Genomic DNA, 26,934 nt, shown 5'->3' with positions numbered 1-26,934 from the left:
CGACACCGTCAAAATCAATTCCAGGAGTTAGTGTAATTCTCTAAGCTCGCCTAGAGAATTAAACTCGAAACATGAGTGCTAGTGCATTACTGTATATGATATCTAAATTACAGTGTGGCGCTTATGCATTTTACTCCAACCAACATTGAAAATTTACCCACTCCCTGCTGCTTGATAGACAAAGCCAAAATGCAGCGGAATATCGCTCGGTTATCCGCGCATATTGGTAATTTGCAATGCACGCTACGCCCTCACGTTAAAACCCATAAGTCGATTGAGGTAACTAAGGCCATCATTGATGCTGGCAACGTTAAAGGCATTACGGTTTCAACATTAAAAGAGGCAGACTATTTTTTTAAACACGGCATGAACGATATTTTGTATGCGGTGGGTATTACACCAAACAAAATAGCTCACGTAGCGCAGCTTATTCAGCAAGGTTGCGACCTCACTGTCGTCATTGATAATGAGGATATGCTGTCACTTATCTTTGAGAAAATGGCGCAGCACGACTGCGTATTTAAAGTCATTATTGAGCTAGATACCGACGGGCATCGCTCTGGGGTAAACCCTCACTCACATGCGCTTCTCTCTATTGCCAAACACATCAACAATAGTGCTCATGCAAAGTTTGAGGGGGTTATGACCCACGCGGGTGAGTCTTATGCCTGCTTTACTGAAAAAGCAAAGCAAGACATGGCGGCGCAAGAGCGTGACCTTACCTTACACGCAGTAAAGCGTTTATTTGAGGTGGGAATACATTGCAATACAGTTTCTATTGGCTCTACCCCTACCGCATTTGCGGTTGACCAACTAGACGGAATAACCGAGGTACGCGCAGGCGTATACGTTTTTTTCGACTTGGTTATGGCGGGATTAGGTGTATGCGACATAGACGATATTGCCATGTCGGTATTAGGCACGGTAATAGGCCATCAAAAAGACAAAGGCTGGGTAATCACCGATGCAGGTTGGATGGCCATGTCGAGAGATAGAGGTACTGCCGACCACCCGCAAGATTATGGTTATGGGCTAGTTGCCCTTTCAGGTAGCCCAAATACGCGTTATATCATGAGCGACGCAAACCAAGAGCACGGCATTATTACTGCGGTTTCAAGCGCAAGCCTCAAAAGCCCGGCGGAAGGCCAATCAACAAGCCAGCCAGCGTTCCAGACAAAAAGCACAGACGGCATTTTCACTCATTTCCCGGCGGCCAAAGCCATAGAGATTCTCCCTAATCACGCATGCGCCACCGCGGCGCAATACGACCATTACTACGTAGTTGAAAATGGTGTTGCCGTAGACAAATGGCATTCGGTTAAGGGTTGGTGAGTGAACGCATGGCTAGTCTTGCGGCTTTAACCATTCAAATTTTAATCCTTTAGCCGTTCGATTTTTAAAGCCGGTCCAGTGCGTATGTTCTGGCTTTTCCTCACCATTTTGGTCTTCGGCCCATTTGCCCTCATTCGAAGACGGCACGAGATCTAAATAATCATGCATTTCAGCGTTCTTTTTCAAATACTTGCCTAGCCAGGCTGTAGTGAAATGCTGAGCAATATTGTTCATTCTAACGCTTTCCCACACCGAGTCGGTATAGTGAGCACTCACGTTAATTCCGAGTTCTTGATTGAAGTAAAAACTTTCTTCAGGGGCGGGCATTGGCGCACCCGCACTATGATTGGCATTTTCATAAGTTAGAAGCGCTCTTTCGGTATTCTTCGCATGTTGCCAAAGCGCCCTTATGCCATTTTCATAACCAGAAACATCGTCAACAGAGCCTGCAACAAACAACATGGGTACGTCTATGTCGGCTAAACCTTGTTCATCCCAAACGTTATAGTTCATTCCCCAAGGAGCAAACGCAATAACGGTTTTAATTCTCGAGTCGGGCCGTTTGGCCTGAGAAGTCGCCCCCTGTTGATACATACTTAACAAACCCGAAGGCACCATATTGTTAGACTCTACTGCTTGCTTGGTCATTCCGGCGCCACTCATTATTACTGCGCCGTACCCTCCCATTGAATATCCAATAATGGCGGTGTTTTGCGTATCGACCATGTTATGCAAGAAAAAGTCTGCAGTTTCACTCAGCCTTTCAATTTCATCGAGCACAAAGCCTTGGTCGAGGGGGCGATTAACGAGTGTTGACTTAAAAGCGCCAAGCTTACGATAGGTAGAGTCGGTGTGGTCAATGGAGGCAACCACGTAGCCTTTTGATGCCAAGTTCTCACCTAAATGGGACATTAAATAGCGGTTACCAGGATAACCATGAGAAATGATAACAAAAGGATGGGCTTGGTCGCTTTGCGCAGGACTCGCGTCGCGCATCGCCTTGCCATGAAGATTAATTTTAGTTTTACCGTCACGTAAATAAGTGGTTTGTACCCTACTGCCAGTTGCATCTTCTGCTGCAGGATACCAAAGCTCGACCTTAAGCGGCCTGTCGTATTTCGGAAGTGTGGGCGCATCGGAGCCACTAAAATCAACATTGGTAGAATCAAACTGGGCTGCATCAATATTCACAACATCAATCTGATTAGGGTTAATAAGTTCGAGTGTGCGTACTCCCACGTTATATTGGCCATATTTTGCTAATTCAGGCGCATCGGGTCGTTGGGTATCTATTCTGTTTTCGCCGTTGGCACTTGTGGCTATGCCCAGCGATAAAAAGAAGAAAGTAATTAATGTGGCAAAGCTAGATGAGTACAAGTTTTTCATTACATGCCCTTTGTTATCAAGCATTAGTGTGGAATAGGTTACCTATAATAGGCTATTTGTTACAGGCTGTTGGTAACAGATCATGCCTAATAAATCATGTTTACGCAGGCATGAAACAGATAATACATAACAAGTAATACACTTTAGCTACAGTTAAAAACGCAAAAGCCAGCGGTAAGCACATTACCGCTGGCAAATATTTTTTCAAAATATTAGTATCTTAAGCGAGCTTGAATACCAAAGTATCGGTCTGCATCTCGAGGGATCTGATATCGGAAGTTGTCGCCGCTGTAGGTAGTAACAAAGCTCTTATCAGTCAGGTTTTTACCAATTAGCGATATACGAAAGTCATCATCGTTAAACGAGAACGCAAGACTTGCGTTAACAATACCATAATCAGGCAATAAGGCTTCAGGGTTTGTCTCAGCCGTTGTACCTGGGCCACCTGCGAATATTTCGTCCGTGTAGACGTAAGAACCGTTTAAGTAAACGTTCATATTGTTAAGTTCCCAAACGTATTCACCGCTTAGAGAGTATTTCAAATCTGGTGAGAATGGTAAGTCGGCACCCGATCTGCCATCACAGGTATCTAAGCCTACTGGACATCTAAACTCATCAACAGTCGCATCAACGGTAGCCATTCCACCGAACAAGCTAAATTGGTCGCTTACTTGCCAAATAAAGTCAACTTCAGCACCTTCGGTTATGATAGATCCTGCGTTAGTTAAACGAGTGATGAAAACACCATCTAACAATTCTGGGTTGTTCGCTTGGAAACCGTCAATTTCTGTGCGGAACAATGCCGCATTAAAAACGAAGTCGCGGCTAGCATATTTATACCCTAGCTCGTAAGCATCAGAGGTTTCTGGGCCAATGGGGAGTGTATCGTTTTGCGCCATATTATAGAACACGTTAAACGCTGGGCCTTTGTAACCTTGCGAGAAGGTAAAATAAGCCATGCTGTTATCGTTAATATCGTACTGCACGCCTAGCTTACCAGACAGGTCCGTTTCATCGGTTTCACCGTCGAAATCTGTTACCCCTCCTCTCACACCTACTCCGGTTCTGGCATACTCATCATCGCTACGACGGTTGTGAGAAAAGCTCACTTCGTCTTTTGTATAACGCAAACCAAATAGTAAACGTAAGTCGTCGTTAAAATGGTATTTACCATCTGCAAATACGGCGTAGTTTAGAAACTCAGTTTCCATAAAGGCAGTTGCGCTAACAATATCGTTTGATAGACAGCTTAGCGACTCGTCTTCAATAAACTGGTTAACTTGTTCTTCGCTGGGGTTCTCTACACCTAAGGTGCCGCTTAAGTAAGCACTAATTGCTGCAGGAAATTGTCCGGCGTTGTTTTGACAGCTCGCTTCGCGGGTAAAGCTACGGTTAGACTTTTGTTGCCACCAGAACACACCGCCTTGGTATTCAAGTGCGTTGCCAAGAGGGGAAGCAATACGGAATTCTTGCGATACTTGGTTCCAGTCTTGAGGACCGATATCGTGTAGTTGAAACGGCACGTCAAACACTGGCAGCGGTGCGTCTCCAGCAGTAGAGGTGAAGTCCCCCTCACGGAATTCCGTGTTCGACCAATCGCGATATGCAGTGATGGAAGTAAACTGGTGATCGCCTATCATAGTGTCGAACTGCATCGAGAATGCAGTGTGCTCATCAATAGTACGCGTTTCGAAATCGTGATCGACTTGCCGCTGACTTAAGTCCAAGTCACCGATACCAGTGCTATCAGGCGATGCCTCAGACTGATGTCGACCACTTGGCGTTAATTCTAAATCTGCGCAGCAGTCATCGTTTGACTTCATGCTTTCAAATATAAACAGCATTTCGGTATCATCTGAAATGCGATAATCGAGCATGGCTCGAACACCTTCTCTATCGTAACCGTTAACCGTTTCGTTATTGAAAACATTTTCAATATAACCGTCGAAACCCGATTTCATTACCGTAATGCTGCCGCTGGCGTCCTCATTCAAGGCACCGTGCATACTGCCCCTCAAGCGATATTCATTACCTTGGAACATAGTAGCTTCTAGCATTCCCCCAAACTCATCCTGAGGACGCTTGGTGGTAATATTAACGACACCAGCCGATGCGTTTTTACCGAACAATGTACCTTGTGGGCCACGTAAAACCTCAATTCTTTGTAGGTCATAAAGATCCATGAATGCTTGACCAGAACGACCAAGAACAACACCATCTACTACGGTAGATACGCTTGGCTCTGCGGCAATACTAAAGGAAATAGTGCCCACCCCTCGAATTGTTATAGCCGAGTTGCGGGTTGTATTACCTTTTCGAAAGCTAACAGAAGGCACTAGGGCTTGAAGGCCTTCAATGTTATTGGCAAAGGCCGCGTTAATTTGGTCTTCGCGCAATACAGACACTGCAACAGGAATATCACTGATACTCTCCACACGCTTTTGCGACGTTACTACAATTTTCTCTAGCGACCTTTCATCAATAGGCTCTTCGGCCTGTTGATTTTCTTGCGCATAGCCATGTGCACTAACGAGTAATCCAGATGTCATGGCGAGCGTTACCGCCCGACTAACAATAGACCTTCTTGTTTTCATGTTGTTCTCCAAGGGACTGTTTTCAAGCCTTTTTTGCAATCAATACTCGAACTTTTATAGGTATATTGATGACGCAAAGCATGTAGGTTTTATTTTTATAAGTGGAACAAGCCACAATGTAATTTATGTTTTCGACACCTTCGGACATAGAAGATATCTTTTATCTGGTATCTTATATAAGAGTACTTAAGTTAAACAATTGTAAAATCATTTGCAAATAGAATGTTAATTTTTTGCCATGTTTTTGATGAAATTTTAGGTAGGTAAAGATGAGGGGATCATCTCTACCTACGAATCAGGCATTAGCTAGACGTTGGCCGTTAAACGCTTCAAACTTTTTGCATATCTAACCCGCCACCATTTAAGACTTAGCCCAATGGCGATGAAGCAGCTCGTCCACAGGGTTATCAAAAGAGGTATAAAAGATTGACTTAATCCTCCCACAAAGCCTATTGGTGAAAACATAAGGTAAAGCGTGGCAATAAGGCTGATGAGAATGATGGCGCTTGGAATGGCATAGCGCCAAGGCGTCATATTAACCTCTGCCTTTAATGTAAATTGCCATGGTGTAGCTCTAGGGTGGAGACGGCCAATCACTAACATAATGGTAAGTTCTATGACGAACAAAATGCCGTAAATATGAATGAAATTGATATCGACTTCCCACACAAACTTCAGCAGTCCATAAGCAATAACGTGGAAGATGATGGCTACTTTGGCAGCTAGCGCAGGTACGCGTTTGGTGAATAGGCCTACCAGCACAATGGTAATAACCGGAATGTTGTAGAAGCCGGTAAATATGCGAATAATCTGCCACAAACCATCAGGCGCAAACATGAGAAGCGGTGCAGTAATAAAAGACAGAACCGCAATAACCAAGCTGGTTATCTTTGCTACCAGTATAATTTTTTCATCGCTTACGTTACCTTTTTTAAAGGGCTTGTACACATCGAGGCAAAATAAGGTAGCCGCACTGTTTAACAGCGAGTTAAATGAGCTGAAAACCGCACCTAGTAACACCGCCAAGAAAAAGCCCGAAAGATATTGCGGTAAAACGTTTTTAACCAAGTGTGGATACGCCAAGTCGATAGTTTGCAAACTTTCATCTTGATACAGATGGTAGGCAATAACGCCAGGCAGCATCATCATAAATGGCACTAGCACTTTAAAGAACCCTGAAAAGAGCACGCCTTTTTGTCCTTCCACAAGGTTTTTAGCGCCAAGCGTGCGCTGAATAACGTATTGGTTAGTTCCCCAATAAAAGAGGTTGGCCAAAATCATGCCAGTAAAAATGGTGCCAAACGGAACCGGATCGTCAGGCCCGCCTATTGCATTGAGCTTTTCAGTTTCTGTTGTGGCAATGGTAGTTAACCCCTGGCTGAAACTGCCATCTCCTAATGCTACGAGACCAAGTATTGGTACTAACAACCCCACAATTAACAGGCCAACGCCGTTGATGGTATCGGACACTGCCACTGCTTTTAAGCCACCGAAAATGGCATACAAAGCACCCACTGTGCCCACTACCACAATGGTTAATACTAGACTTGCATCATAATTTAGGTTGAGTAAGCCAGGTACGTCAAAAAGACGAAGCACGGCAATGGAGCCCGAATACAGTACGGAAGGTATGGTAACGAGGGAGTAGCCTACCATGAATAGAACAACCGTCATTCGCCGAACGCTGTCGTCAAACCGGTCTCGAAGAAATTCAGGTAAGGTAGAAAAAGCACCGGCCAAATAGCGTGGCAGAAACACAAGCGCCATAATAATGGTAGAGATACCCGCAGTAACCTCCCACGCCATGGCACTTAGGTTATACCCAAAGGCAGAACCGTTCAGTCCTATTAGCTGCTCTGCAGAGAGGTTGGTCAGGATCATGGAACCGGCAATAAAGGTACCGGTAAGCCCCCGCCCAGCAAGGAAATACCCATCTTGAGTATTCACCTCACCTTTCGTCTTCATGTAAGAAATGACGGCAACTAAAATCATAAATGCCATGCATGACAATAGCGTAAGGGTGATGTCCATGTACTACTCCTTCCTCGCTATTGCGCCGGCCATAGGGTGGTGTTCGACATGTCCATATCGGTGTGCTGAACGTCTGGTCCAAGCTCAATTTGACTGCCCTTTTTCACAAAAACAGCTATATCATTAAGTGACAGCGTTTCTTCTTTATAACTGTCACCGTTAATAACTTCTTCGCTAACAGTCTCATCGCTACCCAAGCGCACCCACTCGCCCTTAGGCAGGTAGTATTTTATTTTTCCACCCGGCACCACACATGGCACAACGAGTAGGTCATCGCCACACATAAACTGCTGCTCGAAGCCGTGGGAAAGGGGTTCATCAGGAAACGCCAGTACCATTGCTCGTTGAACGGGCAAGGCAGTTTTCGAGGCCTGCTGCGCTACTTTTTGTAAATAAGGAATGAGTCTGTATCTCAATCTTAGTGCTTCAAACACCGCGCTCGATGCGGCTTCACCATACGACCAGGGTTCGCGAGGCCCTATACCGTGAAGACGCATGTGGGCGCTGAATACCGAGGCTTGAGTCCAGCGAACGTACAGCTCGGCATCGCGGGTATCTTTGTAAAAACCGCCAATATCAGTGGCAAAGAACGGCCCGCCCGATAGCCCCCACGACAGACTACCGCGAATGCTTGCTGCAAGCCCTTGCCAATCAGCTTGCGGATCGCCGCCCCATTGTGAAGGATAACGCTGACTGCCAGTCCAGGCAGAACGGCTGAATAGAAATGGCCCTGTTTTACAGTACTTTTCGGCGGCCTCGTACACGCAGCGGTTATACAACATGCTATACACATTGTGCAGACGATTACCCGAATCGCCGCTGTGCGAAAGCATATTGTCGTCTTCTAGCTGCTCACCAAAATCGGCTTTTATCATATCTATGCCTAAATCGAAGAGAGGCTTGTGAGACTCTCTCCAAAACTCGTAGGCGTCGGGGTGAGTAAAATCGAGAATACCGGAATCTGGCAGTGGCGTAAGTACTTCACCAAATGGGCTGAGATCCCACTCGTAGCGGTAGGCTTCGCCCGTGCGCTTATCTTTTATAAGCCAGCCTTTATCAGCGGCCTTTTCAAACAACGGGTTCTTCACGGAAATCATAGGGTATTCCCACACACAAATTTTAAACCCTAGTGCCTTTAACTCATCTATTACGGGTTGCGGATCGGCATAGCGAGATGGGTCCCATTCGAAAGCAAAGCGGGTATCGGTGTCTTGCCATGCCCTACCATCAAGGGTAATTACGTCGCACGGCATTTCTTTTTCTCGCACTTCTTTTGCTACCGCTAAAAGCTCTTCCGCGTCTTTGTAATACGCCTTTGAAAGAATGACACCCAAGCTCCACGTTGGCGGCGTTGGCGCAAAACCGGTTAGCTGGCTATAGGTGTTAATGCTTTTTGCTGGTGTGTCTTCGTGATACAGAAATAAATCGAGTAGAGCGTCTTCAACTAAGCACACATAAGCACGTTGAGACCATAGCGCGTAGCCCACGCCGTGGGTTACCGGTGAAGGTGTATGGACAAATAAGTTCCACCCTTCAGGGCTCCAAGCATAAGGTGTGTTTTTGTAAGACTTCTCTGCGTTAACACCAAGGGCATCGTGGTTGTACGAGCGAATAAGCTGACCGCGTTTATCAAGCTTTGCCCATTTTTCGCCTAAACCATAAACGGCTTCATCATAGGCAAGCTCTAAACTGACTAACCAACCCGCGTCCGTTTTTGCAAAAGGGGGAAGACGATGCTGACGAACAAAGTGACCATCGGTGGCGCTTTGCTGTACTAGCCTGTCGTTTTTGAACAGCTTAAAATGAAGCGGCGACGTGAATAGCTCTAGGCGATAGCTTCCACCTTTTAGCGTAAATTGGTCATTATCACCAGATAACGTGAGCGGCTCTTTTTCTGGCGTACTTGTGAGCATTCCGTATGTAGCTTGGCTATCATCGGCGCTTTGAATTCGAAGCCCGAAATTGCTTATTGATAACCTAAGTTCACCACACTGCGTAGGTACAATAAGAATATCGTTATTCTCTAGGTAAGGTGTTTGGGTAATATCCGCCGGTTCTATTTGGTTCCAATCTGGCTCACTAACACTAAAGGCCTTACTCATTTGCTCATCGCTCTGAATGTCTTATATAAGACACAAGTTAATGAAATGTAACCACAGTGTCAATCAGCAATTAAAATTTTACTAACAAATGCCACTATTAAAAACTACGGTCAGTAAAGAATGGATGCCGTTGTTAGCGACCATATCGGTGTTTTTAATATAGTTACAAAATTAGTAAAAAGTACGCTATATATCTTGTGTATGATATAACAAAAGAAAAACAAACTTTAGGTTTTGGTTTTATGTCTTCATCTCAATTTGACCATAAGCTCGGCGGGCCGAGTCTCGCCTTTCAGCCTCTATACCAGCAGGTTGGCGAATACATTAAGCAGCTCATTGTTGAACGCAGATGGCAGCCAGGTGAAATGCTTCCTAGCGAGTTTAAACTGGCAGACGAATTTAACGTTAGCCAAGGTACCGTGCGTAAAGCGCTTACCTTACTCACGGATACAAAAATTGTAACTCGCCGACAAGGCGTGGGCACCTTCGTTTCAGAGCACACTGCACAAGACGCCTTATTCCGCTTTTTCCCACTTCAAGCCGATGGCAAAGGTGCAGACCTTCCTAAAGCGGAATTGCTCAGCAAAGAGCGCGTTGCGCCAACCAACGCAGTGCAAAAGGCCCTGTCGCTTTCTGCAAAAGACAAGGTTATTAAGCTTGTACGCAGGCGCATTCTCGATAATGAGTTTTGCATGCTAGAAACCGTTTATCTTCCGGCCAATCTGTTTACTGGTATTAATACCCGTGAAGACATTCCTCATACGCTTTATCACTTCTATCAAACCGACTATAAACAAACCGTGTTTAAAACTCGAGACAGCATAAAAGCGGTGCTGGCCTCGCAAACCGACGCGGACGCGTTACATATAGAAAAGGGCACTCCTCTTTTATTTGTCACTCGCGTAACAGAGTCGATAGATGGCAAACTTATTGAATACCGCGAAAGTAAATGCCGTACTGATCATTATCACTATCAGGTAGAGTTGGATTAGTACAATCAGTTCTACCTCTTAGCGTTAAGCATCTGCTTTACCTATTCTTGTCGCCACGCCAGCTTAAACATATCTATCCAAGACACGCTAATTCTTTTCTCTTCACACTTTTTTACACGTTTTCAGATTAGGCATACCACCCGCTAATCATTAACTTTGTTAACAGTTTGTTGACTTAGCTCATCCTGTGTAATAACTTATGTCTTATACAAGACTAATGTATTGCTATGATACACTTAGCTACAATATGTGAAAGATGAGGTGAAAAACATAATGGACAAAATACCAGAGGTAGGATTTGGCTTTTGGAAAGTAGACAAAGCCATTTGTGCAGATACAACCTATGAAGCAATTAAAGCAGGATATCGCCATTTAGATTGCGCTACCGATTACGGTAACGAAAAAGAAGTGGGTGAAGGGATCGCTCGCGCTATTGCTGAGGGTATTTGCTCGCGGGAAGAGTTGTGGATTACGTCAAAGCTTTGGAATACGTTTCACGCGCCAGAGCATGTTAAACTCGCGCTCAACAAAACATTAAGCGACTTAAAGCTAGATTATCTCGACTTGTACCTCATTCACTTTCCTATAGCGCAAAAGTTTGTTCCCATTGAATCTCGCTACCCGCCCGAATGGTTCTACGACCCAGAAGCCGCAGAGCCGACAATGGAGCTCGCGCCAGTACCACTTCATAAAACATGGGAAGCCATGGAAAAGCTAGTTGATGCCGGTTCGGTAAAACAAATAGGTGTGTGTAACTACAACAGCGGTCTTATTAACGACTTAATGAGCTACGCTCGCATCAAGCCTTATATGCTGCAAATTGAATCTCATCCTTACCTTACTCAAGAACGACTGATACGATTGGCCAAAAATTATGGCCTAGCGGTGACGGCGTTCTCGCCCCTTGGCGCGCTGTCATATTTAGAGCTAGAAATGGCTGATAAAACTGAGTCTGTTTTAGAGCAAAGCGTTGTGAAAGCGGCGGCAGAAGCGCACGACAAAACACCCGCTCAAATCGTCTTACGATGGGGCATTCAACGCGGAAACGCCATTATCCCTAAAACCTCAAAAGTTGAGCGTATGAAAGAGAACATTGCGTTGTTCAACTTCAGTTTAAGCGATGAGGAAATGCAGGCCATATCTGCGCTTAATATGAATCGTCGCTTTAACGATCCTGGGCATTTCTGCGAAGCTGCATTTAATCGTTTCCACCCTATTTACGACTAGGAGCTTATTAATGAAAAACGTCAATGAAACCTCAGAGGTTACGTATGCCAATGTGGCTACTCAGCATCGTTACAACGATGATGTATTTCCGTCTATTGTCGTAAATAACACGAATTGTGAGACCGTGGCAGACACGGTGGCCTTTGTTAAAGCAAACCAAGCAGAATTAGAAGCCAAATTAGCAAGCTCAGGTGCCCTGTTGTTTCGAGGGTTCCCACTCGATAGTGCAGAAGTATTTGACGTTTTTTCAGCCGGCTTTGGCTATCCAAACTTTACCTATCAAGAGTCTTTATCTAATGCGGTAAGAATAAACTTTACAGAGCGCGTGTTTACGGCCAACGAAGCCCCGAAAGACGTAGAAATATTCTTACATCATGAAATGGCGCAAACGCCCATCTCTCCCAGTAAGGTATTTTTCTTTTGTCAGTCGGCCGCTGATGAAGGCGGCGCTACACCCCTATGTCGCTCAGACAAACTGTTTGAAGCACTGAAGGCAGAAAACCCACAGTTAGCCGATGACTTCAAACAAAAAGGTTTGAAGTACACTACCACTATGCCCGCCGCAGACGATGCAAACTCTGGCCAAGGTAGAAGCTGGAAAAGCACCTTAAGCGTTGAAACCGTTGAAGAAGCCGAAGCCAAATTGAGCGAACTGGGATACAACTGGGAATGGATGGCAGACGGCAGTTTAAAAGCCGTTACCCCCGTATTGCCAGCAGTAGTTGAAATGTCTGATGGCTCTGAAGTATTTTACAACCAGCTTATTGCCGCTTACATGGGCTGGAAAGGCGTAAGAGAAAACCCGTCATCGGCCATCACATTCGGCGACGGCAGTCATATTCCCAAAGAAGGGTTAGAGCGCGCCTCTGAACTTGCTGAGGAATTTACCTTCGACCTTGAATGGCAAGATGGTGATGTCGCTGTAGTTGACAATTATCGCACTATGCACGGACGCCGCCCTTATTCTGGAGATAGAAAACGGGTTGTGTTAGTGGCTTTAGTGGCCGCAGACCGGTAATTGCAATGAATGACATAGCAGTAAGGTGTAAGAATATTTGGCCAGGTTTGGGCATTGCTGTTATCACCGGCATGGCGGCGCTATTTCTTAGCGAGCATTACAACGCCCCTGTTATGTTATTCGCTTTGTTGCTTGGCATGGCGGTTTCGTTTCTTTATCAACAAAACACGCCCTGTTCATGCGGTATTGATTTTACTGCCAGCACGTTGCTACGTGCAGGCGTTGTGTTACTTGGCCTAAGAGTTGCACTAGGCGATCTTATCGTTCTTGGGTGGCAAACTGCCCTTATGCTAGCAGGTGCCATTTTCACCACCATTGTTTTAGGTGTTTTTCTAGCGCGGTTGTTTGGTTTGCAAAAACGCTTTGGCGCCCTTACTGGAGGATCGGTAGCCATTTGCGGCGCGTCGGCTGCCCTTGCTATTTCCACTATTCTGCCTAAAGGCGAAAATCATGAGCGAGACACCCTACTTACCGTTATTGGCGTTACTGCCATGTCTACTATCGCTATGATTGTGTACCCAATAATTGTGGCACAAATGGGTATGAATGATATTAATGCAGGCATATTCTTGGGCGGTACCATTCACGATGTAGCACAGGTAGTAGGTGCAGGGTATTCAGTATCGGAAGAAGCCGGTGATATGGCAACGCTAACCAAACTTGTGCGCGTAGCGATGTTAATGCCGGTAGTACTGATTATGATGCTGATGATAAAGCGCTTTTATACTGCAAAACAAAATATGAATGAAAGCGACGTACCTAAAGTGCCGCTATTTTTAGTGGGCTTTATTGCCATGATGCTGCTCAATAGCTTTTTTGCGTTACCTGAATATATTGTTGAATCAGGCTCGCAAGTGTCACGGTTTTTTCTTGTAGTGTCTATTACCGCTATTGGTATGAAATCGAATTTAGGTAAACTTGCTGAAGTAGGCGCTCTACCCATAATGATGATATTGGCCGAAACCATTTGGATAGCGTTACTCATCTTAGGCTACTTGTACTTTCTATAGAAAACGTACTCGATTTGGTAAAGCTCTACTTGATGCAGCTCCACTTGGCAAAGCTAGCCAACAAGTGCTAAACAAAGATACCAAGCAGCAGCAAAACGCTATAAAGGCTAATAACTTACGTAACTTTAAAAGGTAAAAGCAGTGAAAAAACGCGGCCTTCATGAACTTTACGCCATCGATGCTGAAAAAGCAGACCTCACTGTATTTGGCAGAACCAGTAACCCAATGAGTCGCCGCGGTTTTTTATCCGGGTTAAAAACGTTGTCGGTACTGCTTGGCGCAGAAGTAGTGTATGGTCAATTCATGCCCTCTGGACTCATTCCTGCCGCGTTTGCACAATCTCAAACACCGTTTGAAATAGAGGGTAAAGATGGGCTAGTGATATTAAATGACCGCCCCTTAAATGCAGAAACACCCGCACACCTGCTTGACGATAAGATTACACCGGCTAATCGCTTGTTCGTGCGCAATAACGGTATTGTGCCAAGCGCCCCCAATCCAGATACATGGACACTTACCATAGGGGGTGAGTCTGCCAAGCAATCTACAACATTCACCCTAAACGAATTAAAACAGCGTTTTAAACATTATACCTACCAACTTACGTTAGAATGCGGCGGTAACGGCCGAGCTGAGTTTTCCCCGGCAGCCACAGGCAACCAGTGGACCACCGGCGCAGTAGGCTGCCCTAAATGGACGGGCGTTCGGTTAAAAGACGTATTACAAGCAGTGGGGTTAAACGATGACGCTGTGTATATTGGTTACTATGGCAACGATCAGCATTTAAGTAGAACGCCCGGTAAAGCAGCTATCTCCCGAGGCGTACCTATCGATAAGGCCCTAGAAGATGAGTCGCTTATTGCCTGGGAAATGAATGGCGAACCGTTACCCTTGATGAATGGCTTTCCATTGCGTTTAGTGTTTGGAGGCTGGCCTGCTTCCACAAGCGGCAAGTGGCTAAGCAAAATTGTTATTCGAAACCAAGTACATGATGGCGCAAAAATGCTGGGTAAAGCTTATCGCGTTCCTTGTGAACCAGTCGCACCAGGAACAACCGTTGCCGACGACGAAATGTGTATTATTGAGGCCATGCCGGTAAAATCGCTTATCACCTACCCTAAGTCGGGCGTGGAGCAAAAGCTCTCGAAACCTTTGGCGGTGAGGGGGCATGCGTGGTGCGGTTCAACAAACGTAAAAGACATGTTTACCTCAATCGACTTTGGCCAAACTTGGCAAAAAGCCGAGCTATCTCGCCCCGCAAACCGACATGCGTGGCAACACTTCTCTACTAGTATTTCTTTTCCTCAAACAGGCTACTATGAAATATGGGCAAAAGCGGTAGATGAAACTGGTAAAGCCCAACCCATGGTGCTGCCTGGCTGGAATCCAAAGGGTTATTTAAACAATGCGTGTCATCGCGTTGCAGTAAAAGTGATGGCGTAAAATATGAAAAATAAACACATCACGCCGCTGCCAATAACAGGAGCTTCACTATGCCGTTAGCATTACGCACATTCGTTATTGCGCTTTGCTTAACAGGGTTTAGCGCTATGTTTGCGAGCAGTTCAGAAGCAGCAGAACCGGCGATAGACTCGCAATCAGGATTAGTGATAGCCGAAGGCTCAAACCTGGTTTTAGCGCACTGTAGCGCGTGTCATTCAACCTCGCTTATTACGCAAAACGCTATGAGCAAAAAACGCTGGTTAGAAACTATTCGATGGATGCAAGACACACAAAAACTATGGCCACTAGGTGACGCAGAGCCCGTTATTTTAGATTATTTGGCGAAGTGGTATGGGCCTAAAGAATCGGCAAGACGACCGCTGCTTGCCCCTCACCTTATGCCGAAAAAGTAACTCATCTTGAGAATAAGTCAGCGTAACAACAGACCTGTTTTTAATCTAATCGACCAGGAACATCCATGGTCTTATGAAAGACACGAATTATCGAGATTGTATCAATCTCATTGGTAAAGATTACCAAGTGACTCTTGTACAAACCGATTCTCACCGCGGTACATAACTTTTTTGTAGGCGATATTTTTCGGGAAAGTTACATAAGCTTTTTATGTAACTACCTAGTTCATCCAAGTATGCGTCTGCACATTCTATTCCCCAATTTTCTGCGCCATAAAGCCAGATTTCAATCAAATCTGTCCTTGCTGCATTAGTTTGTATTATTTTCAAGCTACTTACCTAACAGCTTTCTGCCACTTTGCTTAATATATTCAATATCCAGCTGTCCCGCTAAACCACTACTAATTCCCTCATATACAGCAACTTGCATCGCCTTTTCCTTGAGTAAAGCATAATCGTTTGCTGACAATAAAACGCCCTGCTCTTTTCCATTTCGCGTTATCGAGATAGGACTAGCCTGGGCTCCAAGAAGTAGCTCACCAAAATTATTCTTTGCTTCTGTTGCTGAAACTGACTTCATAAGACACCCACCCATTGTTGTTAGTTAATTTAGCTTTTTTAGCTAAATTAAGCGATAGCGCAATTAGCACTAACCAATAATACCCAGCTCTACCGCTCGAAGTACGGCACGAGTACGATCGCGCGCACCTAGCTTTGCTAAAATAGTCGATACTTGGTTTTTTACTGTGCCTTCTGACTTATAAAGCGCTGCCGCTATTTCTCGGTTACTGCAGCCAGAGGCCATTAAGCGCAAAATCTCTTTCTCTTTACCCGATAACGGCTCAATAGGCTCGGGTTCGTCATACGACGTATTGAGCCCCTGCAAACTGTTAATCAGCGTAGTGGTAATGGCTGGCTGAATAAGCGACTCACCAGCATTCACGGCCTCTATCCCTTCTACTAGCGTTTCTAACGACACGTCTTTTAGCAAATACCCTTTTGCGCCAGCACGCAACGCGCCCATTAGGCTTTCATGATCGTCAAAGGTAGTCAGCATGATTGTAGGAACAAGCGCATTGGCCTTTTTAAGCGCACTAAGTAACTCTATGCCTGTCATACGCGGCATGCGAATATCTAACAGCATAACATCGGCGCCATTAGGGTTATCTTGTAGCCACTTCATGGCCTCTACCCCGTCGTTGGCTTGACCTACCACGTCTACTTTGTCAGAAAGACCCAGCAGGCTGCATAAACCCTGTCGTAATAGCTGCTGATCATCTACCACTAATACCCTAATCATTTCTGCTCCGGCCCTATCCTCTTCATTGCGCCTCCGGCAGTATTAGTGAGGTATGAAAACCTCCATCGCTGTTGATAAACGTTGCACTGCCATTTAACTCGCTAATGCGTTCTTGAATACCTTTAAGGCCATTTCCCTGAATAACATTATTTGCACTAGCACTTGCGCTGCCGCCATTATCCTTAATATCTATGCATAGTTGGTTGGCCTTTTTATAAATGCTAATCACCAGCTCATCGGCCCTACTGTGACGCATAGTGTTAGTGAGACTTTCTTGAATACAGCGCAGTAAATTAGTGGCCTGTAGCAGGGTTAAATGACTGATGTCTGTGCGGCAATCAACCTTTACCCGAATCTTATGTTTTAGAGGTTCAGTAAGCGCATCAAGGGCTTGCAGTAGATTAAGCTGCCCAAATTCACGCATGTCTGATACTGCTTCGCGCACGTCTGAAAGGAGCAACCTCGCAATACTCAAACATTGGTCGATTGCTGGGCGCTGCTCGGGGAGTGCGGTGCGTGAGGCCACCTGCAAATGCAGCGACAACCCCGTTAGATGATGCCCCACTAAATCGTGAATATCGCGAGCAATGCGGGTACGTTCCTCTTTGCGACTAGCCTGCTGCATTAAATCTTGTAACGCCCGTAGTTCTCTATTCGCCTCTTCCGCCCGTTCGGTTTGTCGCTCCGCGTTTTTACGGCTTTCCATCATTACTAAGGCAAATAAATTGAATGTCCAAAATAGCAGTGCGTTTACCCACAAACTGCCGCTTGTTTGCCAAACCCAGCTAAATAACAGCCAGGGTAAGGCTGACCAAATTGGCGACAGCAAAAGTGCCCGTTTAAACGACATAAAGTAGGGCAACACCGCAGACCAAATAACCAGCAAAATAGCGTTAAAGGTCATGGGGCTTAAAGAAAAAAGTAGCAGTACTAATGCGTACTCTACACCCACTAGTGCAACGCGAACCAACTTCTCATGGCGAAAAGGTTTGTCTTGAGTAACGAGCAAAAAACCGACGCTAAACAAAGCAAAACACAACATAATAGCCACAAAGCTCGTGACACTTATACGCTCTGAATCCGCAAGTAACCAAGCATTGGTTGCAGCCACAACCAAGATGGTGATGAGCGCTCCACTCTGCTCGGGAGCAATACGTAATTGAGATAATTTCATACCGCTTAGTATTGGTTAATTACGCGTTTTTTGGAATAGGCCAAAAGTCATTTTTCACATCGTGACTTTCGCCACTGATGCCCCCGTTTCCTTCTAGATACACTTCTCAATACACCGCCCTCGCTTATTGAGACAGTCACTTTTAAACGCGGTCACTTGTAAACGCGCGCTTATTAGGACAGTCACTTTTAAACGAGCACTTATTAAGACAGTCACTTATTGAGACAGTCACTTGTAAACGGCGAATTTTACCAGGGCGTTATCGAGACACCACTTATCAAGACAGGCACTTATACAGGTTGTGATTTTTACCAGAACAATTGGAGAATTTAGATGAGCTATTCATACCAAGCTATTTTATACAGCCACATACTAGCCGGCGCTATTGCACTGGTGCTGTTTTGGGTACCGGTTACCGCTCGTAAAGGCGCGCTTAACCATAAAAAATTTGGCGCTCATTATCGCCACGCTATGCAGTGCACTATCGCCACTGGCGCAATATTAGCTAGCGTTTGGCTATTTGCACCCACTGTGCTTTACCCTGACATAGCTAGGAATCCTGCTGCTGCCGCAGAATTGCAGCGTTTTGCCATCTTTTTACTACATTTAGCCGTGCAAATGTACGCATCTGTCATGATGGGGCAATGGGCGCTTGATGCTAAACAAAGCCGTCGATCGCTTCGCTGTTTTAGCCGAACTGCACCAGCGGTGCTGTTAACTGCAACAAGCCTTTATATCGGCGTTATCGGCATGATAAACCAGCATATTTTAATGCTCATTTTCGCTCCGCTTGGGCTCTCTATCAGCATTGGGCAGCTTCGCTTCATTTTTGCCAAAAAGGTAGCCGCAAAAGCCTGGTTAGTAGAGCATCTTGGCGGCTATATCGGGTCTGGCATTGCCGCTTACACTGCGTTTGCAGCATTCGGTGGGCGTACCTTATTTAGCGATATTGGCGCATGGCAATATGCATTCTGGGTTTTGCCAGGGCTAATAGGTGGCATTGCAATAGGTCGTCTTTCGCGTAGGTACAGCGTAAATACGGTAGAAAGCACGGCAAAAAGAACGGCAGAAAATACGCGGCAAGCCTAGTCTCATTTAGCGGCGCTAGCTTTTCACAGATGAAGGGGCTACAGCCCTGCGCCGAGGCTTTTTAGGCGACTTCCTAAACAAGTAAAAATACAGGCCCGTTATGGCAAGCAACACAGGGCTTAAACCCAACACACACCACAGTATTTTGCTAGGTAACCCTGCAAAATACCCAAAGTGCAGTTTTCTAAACATATCTACAAATACCGCCCAGCCCGACTCTTCTCTTACATCAAATGTGGCTAATACCTCACCTGAATCGCGGCTATAGGTAACCACCGAAGAATATTCGCTTGAAAGATACGGCTTGTTAGGCACCTCGCCAAACACATTAATGTGCACTTCAGGCTCGTAGGGGAATGTAAGATAAGTTGGTCGGTGACCCTCAATAGCCTTAGACGACCCATAAACCAGCTGCTGAAAATCGAGATTGGGGCTGTAAATAGCCTCGGTAACATAGGCGTGTTCGTCGCCATGCTCTAAGGTTTCATGTATCACTTCAGAGGCATTCCAATAGCCCCCGGTAAACGCCAAAATAAGCAGCACCGGTGAAGATAATATGCCTATTAGCTTATGCACATCGCTAAAAAAGATGCGCCTAGCTGCATGCACGCGCAGAGTGAATAGCTTAGTCCAAAACTTGCGATGCAATATTATGCCTGTCACGCTAAGCACTAGCAGCATAAGAGAAAACACAAACCCGAGTGATGTGCCAATCACCCCCAGCAAAAAGGTGTAATGCAGCGACAGTAACCAGTCGGTAATATCATGAGTAACAGGCACAGGCGTAGATAACAGCGTGGCCGAATACTGGTCGACATACAGCTTATACCATTCGCCCTCAGACTTACTGATAAGGTACGCTGCATCGCTGCGCTGCTTGTTATCAAATAGCTCCCAACTTCCCAATACAAAGTCGGGATGGGTGGCTTCTACTTTATTAATTAACTGATTTAAGTTTTCACGAGGCTGGCCTTCTGCTGCCTGCACGCTCATGTGCGAGGGCATTAACCACGTATCAATTTCAGGTTTAAATACCAGTATGCTACCGGTAATCGAAATAACAAAAAGCGGCACCATTGCAATGAGTGCCGTTATTGAATGCCACTTAAAAAGCGTTTTGCGCATGCTTACCATCCATCTTCACATTGTTAGTCCGTGTACCCCAAACGAGGCACACGGTAAACCGTTATGCCGTTACAGCGACCAGGTTGCGCTTAACATATAACTTGCTGGCGCACCGTAAAAACCTTGAGCCCAATACAAGCTATTAATGTATTTTTCATCTGTTACGTTATTGGCGTTAAAAGCAACAGACACATTTTCAGACACGCGGTATCTCGCCATTAAATCGATAATGGCATAAGCATCTTGGCGCGTCACAATGGTGTCGCCTGCGTTTGCGAACCCTTCACCCACAACACCCTGCACTCGTGAGGTATCGTCTTGCCAGCGGGCGTTAATCCCCACAGACAGTTTGTCGAAACTTGCAGGCGTGTACGTGGCCGCAAACTTAAGCAGTCGCTCTGGCGTGTAGTCGGCCACCAGCTCGTTACCATCAATGGTGAAATCGGTATAACCAATGCTGGTTTGTAGGCCTGGTAATAGCTCACCGGCCACTTCAAATTCATAACCGCTAGACTCTATTCCCGTAGCGCCAACAAAACGCTGTTCGCCAGGGGGAAGATCTGCTGTTGCTGGGTCGGGTATGGCCAAGTTCTCTTGTACAATGTCGAAGTAGGCCACGGTTGCAATAAGGCGGTCTTCAAAAAACTCACTTTTAAAGCCCACTTCTTTACTCTCGCCCACAATAGGCGCTAATGTATTGTTGTTAATATCTAGCTCGGTTTGCGACAAGAAGGTTTCTGTGTAGCTCGCATAGGCAGAAATCGAATCATTTACCGCATAAACCACACCAAAGTAGGGAATAAACTGATCATCTTCGGCGTCTTGGGCAACATCGTAAGACATGCCGTTGGTGTCCCATCTATTTTGGCGGCCACCGGCTGTAACGTGCAAATCATCAGACAAACTAAAGCGCGTAGTGAAATACACTGCTGATTGCTCGGTATCGACATCGGCCCCTGTTAAACCGTCTACAAGTGTGGGAATGGGTGCGTTGCCATCCCAAGTTTCAAGGGCAGGCATCGGTGGAAAGCCGTTACCTGTTGTGAAATCGTATAACGACATATCTTCAAAGGTCATAGCAGCATGGTTTACCCCTACTACAAACTCGTGAGAGCGGCCGAAAAGATTGAAATCACCGGTTAGGTATACGTCAATTAAATCGGTTTCTTCATCGTGATCATATTCGCTGGCATAACCGGTGAGGCCAAGGCCTGTTTCGCGATTTGGCGTGCCATAAACATAAAATAGTTCAGAGTCTTCATCGGTCACTTTGCGAGAATACGTGGCGCGCATATACCAGTTATTTGAAAATACATGGTCTAGCTCTATCAAGGTGTTGTGCTTTTCAACATCCCAATAAGCCCAATTAGCTGATGTGTTAGTAGACACATCAAAATTAGTGGCTGTACCGTCGGAATAAAACAGCGGGTTAGCGCCCCAGTTATTACCATCGGCATTGTTAGTGTGATACGAATGACTTACCGAGAACGTGGTGCTGTCTGACATATTGTACTCTGCGAACAAATAAGCCACTTGGCGCTCTTGCTCGTAACGGTCGAGATAAGACTCTTGCGACTGAGATACCGCCACGCCGCGAATACCAAAATCTTCATTTACGCGATACGTGCCGTCTACTTCAATACGGCGGTTGTCCCAGCTGCCCACTAAGCCTTGCACGGTTAGGCCATTTTGCATGCCTGGGCGCTTACGAATAAAGTTAACCGTAGCAGACGGATTCCCCACGCCGGTCATTAACCCATTTGCACCGCGAATTATTTCAATGCGATCGTATATGGCAGAGTCTTCATCACCGTGGTTATTGCCTCGAATAAGCGGCAGGCCAATACCATCAATTTGGAAGTTGTTAATGTCGAAACCACGCGCACTGTAATAGGTTCGGCTGGTCTCTACCCTTTGCACGTTCACGCCCGTTGCCGTATCGAGTACATCGTTAATACCATTTAGCTGGTAGTCGTCGAACTGGGCACTGGTAATAACCGATACCGACTGAGGAATATCTTTAATCGGCAAGTTTATGCGCGACGCACCACTGGCCTTATGGGCACCGTATCCTTCAATGTAAGAGCCTTTTACCTCAATGTTTTCCATATCAGGAGTTTGAGTCTCAGGGTTTTCGATGTCATTGCTTGCTATTTCGGCGGTTGCCGCGTCATTTCGCTCGTCAACCTTTGAGCTTGTTTCAGCAAATGCAGAGTGAGCAGTAGCTGATAAAATTGCTAGCGTGATAAGTGACCATTTCATAAATAAACGCTTCTATGCTGTTGGATGTGTGTTTAAGGGGGCAAGATCCTACACATTTTAAAAATAATGTAAATAGTAATAATTATCATTAGCATAGATTTTACGTGTTAATTGCCACACTTAATTGCTGATTAAAAAGCATAAGTGATGCATTAGGTGACAAGGAGGTCGCTTTAATAGGAAAGAGGAAATGGAAGAAGGGAAATGGGAAATGGGAAATGGGAAATGGCGTTGAGGCTAGTGTGTATCAGAGGTCAACACACCAGCCAAAAAATGAATACTTATACTCTGCTTGTATAGCAATACCCTACATAGGATCTAACGTAAGCAGCACGCGTTTCGTCTTTGCATCGACAGGGCAAGAGCGATGTATTGCGGCATATTCCTCATGCTCTTGCCATGCTTTTCCTTTTAAAAGACCTACATCGAAAGTACGCATTTGCTGTATTTTGTTAGGCTGGTAGTAGTGTCCAAGACGCGTTTTACTCACTGGCGCTGCGTTGACTGTAGGCTTTTCTGCCAATACCGCATCTTGTGGCAGCCACTGAGTTCCGGGCCCCAAATAGGTAGTTACCATACGCACTGGAATGTTGTCGACATGAAAACTGGGACACATAGCAGATGTCAGCGGAACAAGTCTAATGCCAACACTGCTGCAGTCGAATAAGGTAATAAGCATGTCAGACAACAAATATATATCATCTACCACTTGCTGCTTACCTTCCCCATCGGGCAGAGATGACGCAATAGACGCTTTTAATGACTTTAATGAGTATACGCCGCGTATCCCCAACCCTAGTGCAGAAAAGAGACCGTCAAAGTAGTTTTCAACCGCTTGGTGCTTTGATCTTTGCCATATCACCACGCTTTTATCGGCGTTAAAGATGTTGCCAAGTACCATAGGATCTTCGTCTTCACACCAAGACTTATCATGCGTATCTGCATCCATAGATAAAAGCGCTTCGTTATTCGCCATTGTGTTACACCTCCCACGCAGGAAACGGGTCGGGCATAGCCGCCCAAGCAGTGCGACCGCTAAGTAATAACTCGTCGTTTATTAAACATGCATTTAAACGCTCTATAATCTCTTCTTTAACCAACCCCTGCCCTATAAACACCAACTCTTGGCGCATATCGCCAAACGGCTCTAACCATTGCGCCTCAATCGCTTTGAGATACTCTTCATCTTCGGGCCATTGTGCTTTAGGAACGGCTTTCCAAAATAGGCCGGCAGCACCGTATCGCGCCATTCCTCCCGCTTGACTCCAGCTTCCTGCCACATGGGGTCTTGTGGCTAACCAAAAGAAGCCTTTAGAGCGAATTAACTTTCCGGCGATGTCTTTACTATGAAGAAAATCATAAAATTTTTGGGGATCGAAGGGGCGTCGCGCTTCATAACTAAAGCTGCTTATTCCAAATTCTTCCGTTTCAGGAACATGCTCACCGCGCATTTCTTTTAGCCATCCTGGTGATTGCTGGGCTTTTTCAAAACTAAAACTGCCCGTATTTAATACCTCACAGAGCGGCACTTCACCGTTTTTTATAACGACTTGCTTTGCGTCGGTGTTCAGCGTTTTTAAAATAGATTGAAGGCGTTTTAAGTCGCTCTGTAAAACAAGGTCGGTTTTACTTATTAGCAGAATATCTGCGAATTCTACCTGTTCAACTAATAAATCTGCGACGCTTCTCTCGTCCTCCTCTCCTAAGCTCTCTCCCACCTCATTGAGAAACTTTGCTTCATCAAAGTCTTTTAAGAAGTTTAGTGCGTCCACTACCGTTACCATGGTATCGAGTTGCGCAATATCAGATAGGCTTTTGCCTTCTTCATCGGCAAACGTAAACGTTTCGGCAACGGGGAGCGGCTCTGAAATCCCTGTAGATTCAATAACTAAATAGTCGTATCTTCCAGCAAGTGCCAAGCGCTCTATCTCTTCTAGCAAATCTTCTCGCAACGTACAGCAAATACAGCCATTGCTCATCTCCACTAACTTTTCTTCTGAGCGATTTAAAGTAACTTCATTTTTTACCGTTGCTGCATCAATATTAATGTCGCTCATGTCGTTAACAATAACCGCGACACGAAGTCCCTCTCTATTATTGAGAATGTAATTAAGCACGGTAGTTTTGCCAGCACCTAGAAAACCGGAAAGCACCGTTACTGGTAATTTTTTTACATTAGGCATATTGCTCTCACTGCAGAGTTTGAAATACGAAGGTCATCATTAGTTGGGAATAATTGGCCATAAAATAATTATGATATAACATAACGCAAGGTGAGCCATAAGATAACTGTGAACCCACATAAGCGCGCCTTGAATGATATGTTATAACATTATTTATATCAACGTAAAAAATGCAGAACTTTTACTCAGAAAGGGATAGCTTTATCGCGCCTTGCTTATCAAGTGCCTGTAACGCCTCAATTGTATTTGGCAATGGAAGTATACCTGGCTGAACCATATCAATAATGCCCACCCAACGATTACGCCCAGAGCCTTTAGCGGCATACAAACAACTATCTGCAATGCCAAATAGCGTCGATATTCGGTTATCACTAGGTAAATATGCAAAGTAAGACAAGTAGCAAAAACCCACGCTGCAAGTAATAGTTTCGCGTCTATTTTCATCCACGAGAAAAGGCTCATCCTGCATACCGTGAATAATTCTATCGGCTAAATCGGTGGCCATTTGATGTTGGCTGAAACGAGCGGCAACAACAAATTCTTCTCCGCCCCAGCGAACCACGTAATCGGAGGCCCGTAACACATTTTGTAAACGTTCTGCGGTCTGCTTTAACACCCGATCACCGGCCACATGACCGTAGGTATCATTGATGTTTTTAAAGTGATCGATGTCGACAACAAACAGGCACAAATCGGTTTGCTCATATTGGCCTCTTTGGTCTTTGGAGGTTGGTGGTTTACGTGCGGCTGTAATGAGTTCATTTTCAATTTGATGCTCAAGGAATCGTCGATTTTTAAGACCGGTTAAATTGTCTGTCACACTTAATGCAGCTAATTCTGTATTGGCCTTTTGAAGCTCAGCAGTGCGTCGTTTTACCTCTTGTTCAAGCTGTCGAGTGTATTTTGCCTGTATGGCTCGGGAGTAAACTAAAAAGCCTAAAATTAAAACACCGATAAACGCAATACCGATGAACAACTGCTGTTCACGCCGCTTTTGCTCTTGGATCTGTTCTAACGCTTGTTGTTGCTGCAATAGTGCAATCTGGTTTTCGCGGCGAATAAACTCGGTTTGAGCTTGAATACTGGCGATAGCATCAATACGTTGTTGGTCAAGCAGCGAATCGTCTAACGCTTTTTGCTGCTTTAATGCGTTAAATGCAGTGCCAAGTTCATTACGTTGTTCATAAACCTGTACTTTCAAGGCAAGTAATAGCGACACCTTTCGCGCTTCTTCAAGTGAGCGAGCAAGAATGAGCGCCTCCTCTATTAAAGCCGCAGCAACGCTATAGGCTTTGTTATGAATGTGAATATCGACCAGTAATAACTGAATGTCCATTAGCAAACTGTTGTAGTTGTTTGCTTTGGCCCGCTGCATAATTGCGGTTGCTTGCTCCATTGCAACTTCAATATTGCCTTCCCTAACATTGAGTTCTGCCAGCCCAGACAAGGCCCAGTCGACATCGCGCTTCGCCCCTATTTCCACGAATAAGGTGTGAGCGCGCTGCATATTCTCACGGGAAATGGCAAAGTTACCCATTTGCATATTCACAAAGCCGATTTTATAGCGGCTATAGGCAATATTCTTTTTGCTTTCAGATGCTTCATCAAGCGCCAATGCTTGCTCAAAATAATCTAACGCCAGAGTTAGGTCGCCCATCACACGGCGAATATCCGCTAAGTTGTATAATGCAGAGGCGATCCCCGACGCATCGTTAAGCTGATAGTTCGTTTCTAGGGCAAGTTGATGATAGCGTGCTGCCTCAGTAAACTGCCCCATTTTTTCCAAGACAATACCCAGGCTGTTATGTACCGAAGCAACGTCGCGGGTTAAGCCTTGCTTCTGAAAAATGGCTAGCGCCATATAAAGATATTCTAACGCAACAGAATAATTTGATTGGTAGCGAAAGGTTAAGCCAAGTTGCCTATACGTGCTGGCTATTGCCGGCTGTTCACCTATTTTTTGATATAGGTTTAAGGCCTGTGTTAACCATTGTTGTGCGCTTGGATAGTTGTTCCTTTCCATTGCATTTCGGCCTATTTGAAAAAGCGCATCGGCTTGCAGCGATTCATTGCCAGACAATGTCGCTTCAGATAGGAGTGTTTGTGCCATCTCTTCCGCTAGCGTCAAATCGCCGCCATCCCTGACTTTTGCAATATCTTCGACAGTCAGCGCAACACTTATTGTTGGTGTGCAAAGAGCGAAAACGAACCAGAAGAGCCGAAAATGTCTGATGAGGTTTGCCATAGAGATCA

Annotated in this window: 21 protein-coding genes; 8 read left to right on the top strand and 13 right to left on the bottom strand. The window is 45.4% G+C overall.

Annotated features, from left to right (window positions below):
* The first annotated feature begins 123 nt into the window (after positions 1–123).
* Positions 124–1,332: an alanine racemase gene (locus ACOJR9_RS00940; RefSeq protein ID WP_420934572.1), complete on the top strand. Its 1,209-nt coding sequence runs from the start codon at positions 124–126 to the stop codon at positions 1,330–1,332.
* Between the two features lie 12 nt (positions 1,333–1,344).
* Here ACOJR9_RS00940 and ACOJR9_RS00935 read toward each other — a convergent pair whose 3' ends face one another.
* From ACOJR9_RS00935 to ACOJR9_RS00920, 4 genes are all read right to left on the bottom strand, one after another.
* The gene (locus ACOJR9_RS00935) at positions 1,345–2,718 is read right to left on the bottom strand and encodes an alpha/beta hydrolase family protein (RefSeq protein ID WP_420934571.1); all 1,374 of its coding nucleotides are present in this window, start codon (positions 2,716–2,718) and stop codon (positions 1,345–1,347) included.
* 212 nt (positions 2,719–2,930) lie between these two features.
* On the bottom strand, positions 2,931–5,312 hold the full coding sequence (locus ACOJR9_RS00930) for a TonB-dependent receptor (RefSeq protein ID WP_420934570.1): 2,382 nt from the start codon (positions 5,310–5,312) through the stop codon (positions 2,931–2,933).
* Between the two features lie 306 nt (positions 5,313–5,618).
* Entirely contained in the window at positions 5,619–7,343 is a 1,725-nt protein-coding gene (locus ACOJR9_RS00925; protein ID WP_420934569.1) for a solute:sodium symporter family transporter, read from the bottom strand.
* Between the two features lie 17 nt (positions 7,344–7,360).
* Positions 7,361–9,445 carry an alpha-xylosidase gene (locus ACOJR9_RS00920; RefSeq protein ID WP_420934568.1) on the bottom strand — a complete coding sequence of 695 codons (2,085 nt, stop codon included), beginning with the start codon at positions 9,443–9,445 and terminating at the stop codon, positions 7,361–7,363.
* 242 nt (positions 9,446–9,687) lie between these two features.
* Here ACOJR9_RS00920 and ACOJR9_RS00915 point away from each other — a divergent pair, with 242 nt between their 5' ends.
* The 6 genes from ACOJR9_RS00915 to ACOJR9_RS00890 all read left to right on the top strand — a co-directional run bounded on the left by ACOJR9_RS00915 (position 9,688) and on the right by ACOJR9_RS00890 (position 15,548).
* Positions 9,688–10,437, top strand: coding sequence for a GntR family transcriptional regulator (locus ACOJR9_RS00915; protein ID WP_420934567.1), 750 nt, complete (start codon positions 9,688–9,690; stop codon positions 10,435–10,437).
* A gap of 273 nt (positions 10,438–10,710) precedes the next feature.
* Positions 10,711–11,664, top strand: coding sequence for an aldo/keto reductase (locus tag ACOJR9_RS00910; protein WP_420934566.1), 954 nt, complete (start codon positions 10,711–10,713; stop codon positions 11,662–11,664).
* A 10-nt stretch (positions 11,665–11,674) separates the two neighbouring features.
* A complete protein-coding gene (locus ACOJR9_RS00905; RefSeq protein WP_420934565.1) occupies positions 11,675–12,682 on the top strand; it encodes a TauD/TfdA family dioxygenase in 1,008 nt (335 codons plus the stop codon).
* 5 nt (positions 12,683–12,687) lie between these two features.
* A complete protein-coding gene (locus ACOJR9_RS00900; protein ID WP_420934564.1) occupies positions 12,688–13,692 on the top strand; it encodes a YeiH family protein in 1,005 nt (334 codons plus the stop codon).
* Positions 13,693–13,917: 225 nt separating this feature from the next.
* Positions 13,918–15,135 carry a sulfite oxidase gene (locus ACOJR9_RS00895; RefSeq protein WP_420936016.1) on the top strand — a complete coding sequence of 406 codons (1,218 nt, stop codon included), beginning with the start codon at positions 13,918–13,920 and terminating at the stop codon, positions 15,133–15,135.
* A gap of 107 nt (positions 15,136–15,242) precedes the next feature.
* Positions 15,243–15,548 carry a hypothetical protein gene (locus tag ACOJR9_RS00890; protein ID WP_420936015.1) on the top strand — a complete coding sequence of 102 codons (306 nt, stop codon included), beginning with the start codon at positions 15,243–15,245 and terminating at the stop codon, positions 15,546–15,548.
* 150 nt (positions 15,549–15,698) lie between these two features.
* Here the strand turns inward: ACOJR9_RS00890 and ACOJR9_RS00885 are convergent, their stop codons facing one another.
* The 4 genes from ACOJR9_RS00885 to ACOJR9_RS00870 all read right to left on the bottom strand — a co-directional run bounded on the left by ACOJR9_RS00885 (position 15,699) and on the right by ACOJR9_RS00870 (position 18,022).
* Positions 15,699–15,842: a type II toxin-antitoxin system RelE/ParE family toxin gene (locus ACOJR9_RS00885; protein ID WP_420936014.1), complete on the bottom strand. Its 144-nt coding sequence runs from the start codon at positions 15,840–15,842 to the stop codon at positions 15,699–15,701.
* Positions 15,843–15,879: 37 nt separating this feature from the next.
* Positions 15,880–16,128 carry a type II toxin-antitoxin system Phd/YefM family antitoxin gene (locus tag ACOJR9_RS00880; RefSeq protein ID WP_420934563.1) on the bottom strand — a complete coding sequence of 83 codons (249 nt, stop codon included), beginning with the start codon at positions 16,126–16,128 and terminating at the stop codon, positions 15,880–15,882.
* A gap of 69 nt (positions 16,129–16,197) precedes the next feature.
* Positions 16,198–16,848, bottom strand: a complete 651-nt coding sequence (locus ACOJR9_RS00875; protein ID WP_420934562.1) for a response regulator — start codon at positions 16,846–16,848, stop codon at positions 16,198–16,200.
* 22 nt (positions 16,849–16,870) lie between these two features.
* On the bottom strand, positions 16,871–18,022 hold the full coding sequence (locus ACOJR9_RS00870; protein WP_420934561.1) for a sensor histidine kinase: 1,152 nt from the start codon (positions 18,020–18,022) through the stop codon (positions 16,871–16,873).
* Positions 18,023–18,355: 333 nt separating this feature from the next.
* On the opposite strand from ACOJR9_RS00870, the gene ACOJR9_RS00865 reads away from it, so the two are divergent.
* A complete protein-coding gene (locus ACOJR9_RS00865; protein ID WP_420934560.1) occupies positions 18,356–19,111 on the top strand; it encodes a hypothetical protein in 756 nt (251 codons plus the stop codon).
* A gap of 15 nt (positions 19,112–19,126) precedes the next feature.
* Here the strand turns inward: ACOJR9_RS00865 and ACOJR9_RS00860 are convergent, their stop codons facing one another.
* The 5 genes from ACOJR9_RS00860 to ACOJR9_RS00840 form a co-directional block, all read right to left on the bottom strand.
* On the bottom strand, positions 19,127–20,236 hold the full coding sequence (locus ACOJR9_RS00860) for a PepSY-associated TM helix domain-containing protein (RefSeq protein ID WP_420934559.1): 1,110 nt from the start codon (positions 20,234–20,236) through the stop codon (positions 19,127–19,129).
* 69 nt (positions 20,237–20,305) lie between these two features.
* Positions 20,306–22,498 carry a TonB-dependent siderophore receptor gene (locus ACOJR9_RS00855; protein ID WP_420934558.1) on the bottom strand — a complete coding sequence of 731 codons (2,193 nt, stop codon included), beginning with the start codon at positions 22,496–22,498 and terminating at the stop codon, positions 20,306–20,308.
* Positions 22,499–22,805: 307 nt separating this feature from the next.
* The gene (locus tag ACOJR9_RS00850; RefSeq protein ID WP_420934557.1) at positions 22,806–23,474 is read right to left on the bottom strand and encodes a DUF1826 domain-containing protein; all 669 of its coding nucleotides are present in this window, start codon (positions 23,472–23,474) and stop codon (positions 22,806–22,808) included.
* Between the two features lie 4 nt (positions 23,475–23,478).
* A complete protein-coding gene (gene zigA, locus ACOJR9_RS00845) occupies positions 23,479–24,681 on the bottom strand; it encodes a zinc metallochaperone GTPase ZigA (protein ID WP_420934556.1) in 1,203 nt (400 codons plus the stop codon).
* A 181-nt stretch (positions 24,682–24,862) separates the two neighbouring features.
* Complete coding sequence (locus tag ACOJR9_RS00840; protein ID WP_420934555.1) at positions 24,863–26,926, bottom strand: diguanylate cyclase; 2,064 nt, start codon at positions 26,924–26,926, stop codon at positions 24,863–24,865.
* Positions 26,927–26,934: the final 8 nt, after the last annotated feature.

It is taken from the genome of Alteromonas ulvae (assembly GCF_048987005.1).
GTDB lineage: Bacteria > Pseudomonadota > Gammaproteobacteria > Enterobacterales > Alteromonadaceae > Alteromonas.
Note: the sequence above shows the minus strand (reverse complement) of the source record. Positions and strands in the feature narration are given on the sequence as shown.

Excerpts from the sequence above, each read along its gene's own strand:
- ACOJR9_RS00940 (WP_420934572.1), top strand. The coding sequence starts at position 124 with ATGCATTTTACTCCAACCAACATTGAAAATTTACCCACTCCCTGCTGC.
- ACOJR9_RS00935 (WP_420934571.1), bottom strand. The coding sequence starts at position 2,718 with ATGAAAAACTTGTACTCATCTAGCTTTGCCACATTAATTACTTTCTTC.
- ACOJR9_RS00930 (WP_420934570.1), bottom strand. The coding sequence starts at position 5,312 with ATGAAAACAAGAAGGTCTATTGTTAGTCGGGCGGTAACGCTCGCCATG.
- ACOJR9_RS00925 (WP_420934569.1), bottom strand. The coding sequence starts at position 7,343 with ATGGACATCACCCTTACGCTATTGTCATGCATGGCATTTATGATTTTA.
- ACOJR9_RS00920 (WP_420934568.1), bottom strand. The coding sequence starts at position 9,445 with ATGAGTAAGGCCTTTAGTGTTAGTGAGCCAGATTGGAACCAAATAGAA.
- ACOJR9_RS00915 (WP_420934567.1), top strand. The coding sequence starts at position 9,688 with ATGTCTTCATCTCAATTTGACCATAAGCTCGGCGGGCCGAGTCTCGCC.
- ACOJR9_RS00910 (WP_420934566.1), top strand. The coding sequence starts at position 10,711 with ATGGACAAAATACCAGAGGTAGGATTTGGCTTTTGGAAAGTAGACAAA.
- ACOJR9_RS00905 (WP_420934565.1), top strand. The coding sequence starts at position 11,675 with ATGAAAAACGTCAATGAAACCTCAGAGGTTACGTATGCCAATGTGGCT.
- ACOJR9_RS00900 (WP_420934564.1), top strand. The coding sequence starts at position 12,688 with ATGAATGACATAGCAGTAAGGTGTAAGAATATTTGGCCAGGTTTGGGC.
- ACOJR9_RS00895 (WP_420936016.1), top strand. The coding sequence starts at position 13,918 with ATGAGTCGCCGCGGTTTTTTATCCGGGTTAAAAACGTTGTCGGTACTG.
- ACOJR9_RS00890 (WP_420936015.1), top strand. The coding sequence starts at position 15,243 with ATGTTTGCGAGCAGTTCAGAAGCAGCAGAACCGGCGATAGACTCGCAA.
- ACOJR9_RS00880 (WP_420934563.1), bottom strand. The coding sequence starts at position 16,128 with ATGAAGTCAGTTTCAGCAACAGAAGCAAAGAATAATTTTGGTGAGCTA.
- ACOJR9_RS00875 (WP_420934562.1), bottom strand. The coding sequence starts at position 16,848 with ATGATTAGGGTATTAGTGGTAGATGATCAGCAGCTATTACGACAGGGT.
- ACOJR9_RS00870 (WP_420934561.1), bottom strand. The coding sequence starts at position 18,022 with ATGAAATTATCTCAATTACGTATTGCTCCCGAGCAGAGTGGAGCGCTC.
- ACOJR9_RS00865 (WP_420934560.1), top strand. The coding sequence starts at position 18,356 with ATGAGCTATTCATACCAAGCTATTTTATACAGCCACATACTAGCCGGC.
- ACOJR9_RS00860 (WP_420934559.1), bottom strand. The coding sequence starts at position 20,236 with ATGCGCAAAACGCTTTTTAAGTGGCATTCAATAACGGCACTCATTGCA.
- ACOJR9_RS00855 (WP_420934558.1), bottom strand. The coding sequence starts at position 22,498 with ATGAAATGGTCACTTATCACGCTAGCAATTTTATCAGCTACTGCTCAC.
- ACOJR9_RS00850 (WP_420934557.1), bottom strand. The coding sequence starts at position 23,474 with ATGGCGAATAACGAAGCGCTTTTATCTATGGATGCAGATACGCATGAT.
- zigA (WP_420934556.1), bottom strand. The coding sequence starts at position 24,681 with ATGCCTAATGTAAAAAAATTACCAGTAACGGTGCTTTCCGGTTTTCTA.
- ACOJR9_RS00840 (WP_420934555.1), bottom strand. The coding sequence starts at position 26,926 with ATGGCAAACCTCATCAGACATTTTCGGCTCTTCTGGTTCGTTTTCGCT.